The organism is Deltaproteobacteria bacterium (assembly GCA_009930495.1).
Classification (GTDB): domain Bacteria; phylum Desulfobacterota; class Desulfovibrionia; order Desulfovibrionales; family Desulfomicrobiaceae; genus Desulfomicrobium.
The window spans coordinates 45,321-51,349 of sequence record RZYB01000003.1 but is presented as its reverse complement, the minus strand read 5'-3'; the positions used below and the strand labels follow the sequence as shown (position 1 = coordinate 51,349).

General features: G+C 61.0%; 8 protein-coding genes. 5 read left to right on the top strand and 3 right to left on the bottom strand.

What is annotated here, in order from left to right:
• The 4 genes from EOL86_00985 to EOL86_00970 all read left to right on the top strand — a co-directional run.
• Positions 1-474 (top strand): pyridoxal 5'-phosphate synthase lyase subunit PdxS (locus tag EOL86_00985; GenBank protein ID NCD24155.1); only part of this gene is annotated, 474 nt, incomplete at its 5' end.
• Entirely contained in the window at positions 474-1,049 is a 576-nt protein-coding gene (gene pdxT / locus EOL86_00980) for a pyridoxal 5'-phosphate synthase glutaminase subunit PdxT (protein ID NCD24154.1), read from the top strand. The genes EOL86_00985 and pdxT, both read left to right, overlap by 1 nt.
• A gap of 86 nt (positions 1,050-1,135) precedes the next feature.
• Positions 1,136-2,413, top strand: a complete 1,278-nt coding sequence (locus tag EOL86_00975; GenBank protein ID NCD24153.1) for an amidohydrolase — start codon at positions 1,136-1,138, stop codon at positions 2,411-2,413.
• A complete protein-coding gene (locus EOL86_00970) occupies positions 2,404-2,910 on the top strand; it encodes a cob(I)yrinic acid a,c-diamide adenosyltransferase (GenBank protein NCD24152.1) in 507 nt (168 codons plus the stop codon). Before EOL86_00975 ends, EOL86_00970 begins: the two co-directional genes overlap by 10 nt.
• 23 nt (positions 2,911-2,933) lie before the next feature.
• On the opposite strand, the gene amrS is transcribed toward EOL86_00970, so the two are convergent.
• Both amrS and EOL86_00960 read right to left on the bottom strand, forming a co-directional pair.
• Positions 2,934-3,965 (bottom strand): AmmeMemoRadiSam system radical SAM enzyme, encoded by a 1,032-nt coding sequence (amrS, locus tag EOL86_00965; GenBank protein NCD24151.1) that lies wholly within the window; start codon positions 3,963-3,965, stop codon positions 2,934-2,936.
• The gene (locus tag EOL86_00960; GenBank protein ID NCD24150.1) at positions 3,932-4,270 is read right to left on the bottom strand and encodes a hypothetical protein; all 339 of its coding nucleotides are present in this window, start codon (positions 4,268-4,270) and stop codon (positions 3,932-3,934) included. Before EOL86_00960 ends, amrS begins: the two co-directional genes overlap by 34 nt.
• 75 nt (positions 4,271-4,345) lie before the next feature.
• Between EOL86_00960 and EOL86_00955 the strand changes: the two genes are divergently transcribed.
• A complete protein-coding gene (locus EOL86_00955; protein ID NCD24149.1) occupies positions 4,346-5,392 on the top strand; it encodes a phosphoribosylformylglycinamidine cyclo-ligase in 1,047 nt (348 codons plus the stop codon).
• Between the two features lie 36 nt (positions 5,393-5,428).
• Here EOL86_00955 and EOL86_00950 read toward each other — a convergent pair whose 3' ends face one another.
• Entirely contained in the window at positions 5,429-6,022 is a 594-nt protein-coding gene (locus EOL86_00950; GenBank protein ID NCD24148.1) for a hypothetical protein, read from the bottom strand.
• Between the last annotated feature and the right edge of the window lie 7 nt (positions 6,023-6,029).

Here is a 6,029-nt window from a genome sequence, read left to right as displayed (position 1 = left end):
CGCGTCGGCGAGGGCGCGGCCATGATCCGGACCAAGGGCGAGGCCGGCACCGGCGACGTGGTCGAGGCCGTGCGCCATGCCCGGACCGTGCAGGGTGAGATCCGCCGGGTCCAACTCATGCCGGCCGAGGAACTCATGACTTTCGCCAAGGTCATTGGCGCGCCCGTGGAGCTGTTGCGCCAGGTGCGCGAGCTGGGCCGTTTGCCCGTGGTCAATTTCGCGGCCGGAGGCGTGGCCACGCCGGCCGACGCGGCCCTTATGATGCAGCTCGGCATGGACGGCGTGTTCGTCGGTTCGGGCATCTTCAAGAGCGGCGATCCGGCCAAACGGGCGCGGGCCATTGTCCAGGCCGTGACCCATTACGACGACGCGGACATCCTGGCCCGCATCAGTGAAAATCTGGGTGAGGCCATGTCCGGCGTGGCCGTGCGCAGCCTGGACAACGCGGAGAAGTTGGCCGGACGGGGCTGGTGATGCGCATCGGCGTTTTGGCCCTGCAGGGCGCTTTCGCCGAGCATGTCGCCATGCTTGACACCTTGGGCGCGCGGACCGTGCTGGTCCGCCTGCCCGAACATCTTGACGGATTGGACGGACTGATCCTGCCCGGCGGCGAAAGTACGAGCATGCGCCTCTTGGCCCAGGATTTCGCCCTGACCGGGGACTTGCGCGGGTTTGCCGCGCGCCTCCCGGTCTGGGGAGTGTGCGCCGGACTTGTCCTGCTGGCCAGGGATGTGGCCGGCGAGCCGTCGCTGCTCGATGGCCTCGATATTGGCGTGGCCCGCAATGCCTACGGCCGGCAAAGGGACAGCTTCGTGGCCACGGTGGCCATGGCGGGTATTTCCGATTCGGAGCGTCCGTTTCCGGCCGTGTTCATCCGCGCGCCGCGCATTGTCGCGACGGGTGTGAACGTGACGATTCTGGCCAGGTATCGGGGTGAACCCGTGGCCGTGCGTCAGGGGCGGCTCATGGCCACGGCCTTTCATCCGGAATTGACCGACGATGTCCGCCTGCATGTCTTTTTTGTGGGCCTTTGCGCTGGCCAGCAATGACGGGCGCTGTCAGGCCTTGATGGACAACGGGGCGTTGATCCCGTTATCAGGTACCTCCATTCATTACGGCGCAACCGGAGGTACCCGTGACTATTCTGATCAAGAACGTGCGCTTGAAGGGCGAACCCGTGGATGTCCTCATTCGCGGCAATCGCTTCGATTCCATCGGCCCTGGCGTGGACGCGCCGGCCGATGTCGTCATCGACGGCACGGGCAAGGCCATCCTGCCCTCGCTTCACAACTGCCACACCCACGCGGCCATGACGCTCATGCGCGGCTATGCCGACGACATGAGTCTGCATACCTGGCTGGCCGATCATATCTGGCCTTTCGAGGCCAAGCTGACCGAGGACGACATCTACTGGGGGGCCAAGCTGGCTTGCCTGGAGATGATCAAATCCGGAACCACCTTTTTCACGGACATGTACTGGCATTGGCGTGGCACGGCCCGTGCCGTGGAGGAAATGGGCATGCGCGCGGCCCTTTCGGCGGCGTTTTTCGATTTCGGAGATGCCGCCCGGGCTGAGTCCATGAAGCGCCAGGTCATGGACCTGCATGCGGCCAGCTCGGCCTATTCCGACCGCATCCAGTTTATTCTGGGGCCTCACGCCATTTATACCGTTTCGTCCGATTCCCTGCGCTGGCTGTGGGACTATGCCGCTCGTCATGACCTGCTGATCCATACCCACCTTTCCGAGACGCAAAAGGAAGTGGAGGATTGTTTGGCCGCTCATGGCAAGCGACCCGTGGAGTATCTGCACGATTTGGGTTGTTTGGGGCCGAATTTGAGCCTGGCGCACGCCATCTGGATGACGGATGCCGAGATGGCCCTGTTGGCCTCACACGGTGTGCCAGTGGTGCATTGTCCAGTCTCGAACATGAAGCTGGCCTCGGGCCGATTCGACCACGCGGCCATGATCCGTCAGGGCGTGACCGTGGCTCTGGGCACGGACGGCTGTGCCTCCAATAACAATTTGGATATGTTCGAGGAGATGAAATTCGCGTCCTTGTTGGCCAAATTGGGGACCATGGATCCGACCGCGCTGCCGGCCCGTGATACCTTTGATTTGGCCACGGTCAACGGGGCGCGCATGTTCGGCCTGGAGGGCGGGCGTATCGCCACCGGCCTGTTGGCCGACTGCATTTTGGTCGATCTGAACGATGTCCGCCTGGTGCCGGGGTTCAATCTGGTCTCGGACATGGTCTACGGCGCGGATGGTGGATGTGTGAATACAACCATCTGCAATGGTCGCGTGCTCATGCGGGATGGCAAGGTCGAGGGCGAGGAGGAAATCCTGGAGCGGGTCAGGGCCTGCGTGGCCCGTCTGACCGGACGGCAACCGGAGGCAGATGCGTGCTCCTGATTTATACCGGAAACGGCAAGGGCAAGACCTCCGCCTGCGTGGGGCAGGCCGTGCGCGCCCTGGGTCGGGGATTCAGGGTGGCCTTTGGTCAGTTCATGAAACGCCCGGATCAGGCCGGCGAGCAAAAGATTCTGGCCCAGCTTCTGGGCGCGGCTTTTTTTGCGTGCGGCGCGGGTTTTTATCGCGATCCGGCTGATTACCAGCGGCATCGCTCCAGGGTGGAAGAGCTGCTTGGCTGGGTCCGGACCCGGCTGGCCGATGGACTGGATCTGCTGGTCCTGGACGAGGCTGTCTATGCGTTGGGCGCCGGACTGCTCACGGCGGAGGAAATGATGGAGATGATCCAGCTCTGCGCGGCCCGGAATTGCCATTTGGTTCTTTCCGGTCGGGGCGCTCCAGGCTGGCTGGTGGACCGGGCGGATATCGTGTCCGAGATCGTCGAGGTCAAACATGTTTTCGCCCAGGGGGGAAAAGCCCGGCCGGGTATCGAGTTTTGATCGGCCCGGCCACGATTGCTGCTTTAGAGATTGCGCCCCAGATGCTCCGGCTTGATGATGACCCTGCCGCAGGAGTTGCAGCATCCATCGGTCAGGCGGGTGCGGCGGATGGTGAAGCCCGCGCGTTCGATCACGACGTGCCCGCAGCCCGGACAGATCGTGTTTTCCAGATCCGATCCGGGCACATTGCCCACGAAGACATAGTGCAGGCCCTCGGCCCGGCCGATGTCATAGGCCCGTTTCAAGGTGTCGAGTGGTGTCGAGGGATGGTCGGCCATGCGGTAGCAGCCATGAAACCGCGAGACATGCCAGGGCACGTCCGCGCCCAGTTCGCGGACCACGAAGCGGGCGATGTCCGTCAGTTCCTGATCGGAATCGTTGAGTTCCGGAATGATCAAGGTGGTGACTTCCAGATGCCAGCCCAGGCGGCGGATGTGGCTCAGGTTTTTGAGCACGGGCGCCAGACGGGCCGAGCAAACGTCACGATAAAAATGTTCCGTGAAGGCCTTGATGTCGATATTGGCGGCCTGGATCAGTCCATCCAGGGCGTCCAGACAGGCCGGACTCTGAAAGCCGTTGCTGACCATGATGTTTTGCAGCCCTTCTTTTTGCGCTAGTTCGGCCGTTTCACGCATCAACTCGAAAAAAATCGTGGGTTCGGAATAGGTGTAGGCCATGGATGCGGCTTTTTGGCGCAGGGCCGTGCGGACGAGATCTTGGGGAGGGATGCGTTCCCCCTCGATACGTCCGCTTTCGCGAGGGGTTTGGGACAGACTGGCGTTCTGGCAAAAAGCGCAGGCCAGGTTGCAGCCCGGCGTGCCCAGCGACAAGGCGGTGGTGCCGGGCAGGAAATGGAAGAGTGGCTTTTTTTCCACCGGATCCAGGTTGAGGGCCGCCACGGCGTCGTGTACCAACGTGAAAAGCTCGCCATCGCGATTTTCGCGTACCCCGCATCGGCCTCGCTGGCCGGGCTTGATGACACAAAAATGCGCGCAGAGCTGGCATTGTACGTCATGATCGGTTAGGGCTTTCCAAAGGAGTGCTGGGGTGGACATGGTGCATGCTCCCGTACCCGGATTTCCGGGGTTATGATGATCGGCTCGGTCCAGGTTTCTGGCGGAGCCTGTGGATGAGCTTCCATGACGGTGTCCTGATTTTCGCCGGACTCGATGATGACAGACCCCGGATTGGTGGATGGTGCGTTCGGGTTCACGGAGATGATGGTGTCTTTTTCCTCGCCGGACTCGATCCGGATTTCTCCGCCCCAGGCCGCGCTCCCCAAGAACGTGGCGACAATCCACGCCAGGCACGCCGTGCCCAGGGATTTCACTTTACTTGGGTTGGGGTTGTGATTATTCAAATGGGCCTCCCAAAGGGGAAAGTTCTTTTTTTGATCTGTTACATGGTTGGCGCGTAAGAAACAAGGAGATGGATCGTGTCCGAGAGAGATAAGGCATACAAGGAAGCCGGAGTGGATATTGAAGCCGGGAATGCGTTCGTGTCCCGCATCAAATCCCTGGTGGCCTCCACCTATACCAAGGGCGTGGTCAACGATATCGGTGGATTCGGCGGCCTGTTCAAGCCGTCCATGACCATGGTTAACGAGCCGGTACTGGTGGCCTCCACCGATGGCGTGGGCACGAAACTGAAACTGGCGTTTCTGTTTGACAAGCATGATTCCGTGGGGATCGATCTTGTGGCCATGAGCGTCAACGATATTATCGTTCAGGGAGCGCGCCCCCTGTTTTTTCTCGATTATTTCGCCACGGGCAAGCTGGATATCGACAAGGCCGAGGCGGTCATCAAGGGCATCGCGGACGGGTGCAAGGAAGCGCAATGTGCCTTGATCGGCGGCGAAACCGCCGAGATGCCAGATTTTTACGCCGACGGGGAATACGATCTGTCCGGATTTTGCGTTGGCATGGTCGATAATGATAAAATTGTCGACGGCTCCAGTATCGGCGTGGGCGACCTGGTCATTGGCTTGGCTTCATCCGGTATCCATTCCAATGGGTATTCCCTGGTTCGCAAGCTGTATGCCCAATCCGGCCTTAAGCCCGATGATATTTTTCCCGGTACGCAACAAACCGTGGCCGAGGTGTTGTTGACGCCGACCCGTATTTATGTGGAGGCCGTGCGCAATATCATGCGCGACTGGGAAATCCACGGCATGGTTCATGTCACTGGCGGCGGTTTTTACGACAACATCGTGCGCATCCTGCCCAAGGGCGTGACCGCCACGATCACGTTCGGGACCTGGACCGTTCCGCCGGTCTTTGAATGGCTCCGTGAGCAGGGCGATTTGTCCTGGGAGGAGATGCTGCAGATCTTCAACAGCGGTATCGGCTATATCATGGTGGTCAAGAAGAACGTCGCCAAGGATGTGGTCCACCGGTTGGGGGCCCTGAAACAGGACGCCTGGATCATCGGCGAGATCGCGGAGCGAAACGGTGACGAAGAACAGGTTCGGATCAGTTTTTAATGATCCAGAGATCATGGGCGGCCACGGCCGCCTTTTTTATTGGGTGCGTGTCCTTTCGATCCCCGCGATCCATTTCACTCCATAATAGCCCGACTTGATCCGGATCGTGACCCTGCTGCCGGGCACGGCGAGGATCGGGTCAAGGTCGCGCGGTCTGCTTTGCTCTTCGGTTTCTTGTGTTTTGGGCATGATCGTGCCGTCCCGAAGTATCACTGCCTCGCGGAGACGGCCCTCCGACGTGTCCAGCCAGCCATTGCCGAAGTGATGCCAGCCGACACCGGCCACGGTGCCCCCGCCGAGGAGCAGGGCCAATATCGCGCTGGGTAGGAACGGATTGATCGTGCCCAGCGGATTGGTTCGCCGTTGCATCCAGATCGAGGCAAAGGCCGAGGGCACGGCCAAGGCCAGGGCCGGCGGCAGGGCTTGAAGGACGGCGCGTCCTGGGTCGCTGGTCACCGCCGGGAAGAAGTTGATACCCCAGGTGGTTCCGATCACGCCAAGCATCGCGGCTGCATGGGCCAGACCGATCACGAAAAAACGCCATGCGCCGCGTCCATGCCGGGCCAGGGCGCATGTCCCCCAGATAAGAATCAGGGCGCTCCAAGCCAGAACGACAAAGTGGATAAGCATGCATGCC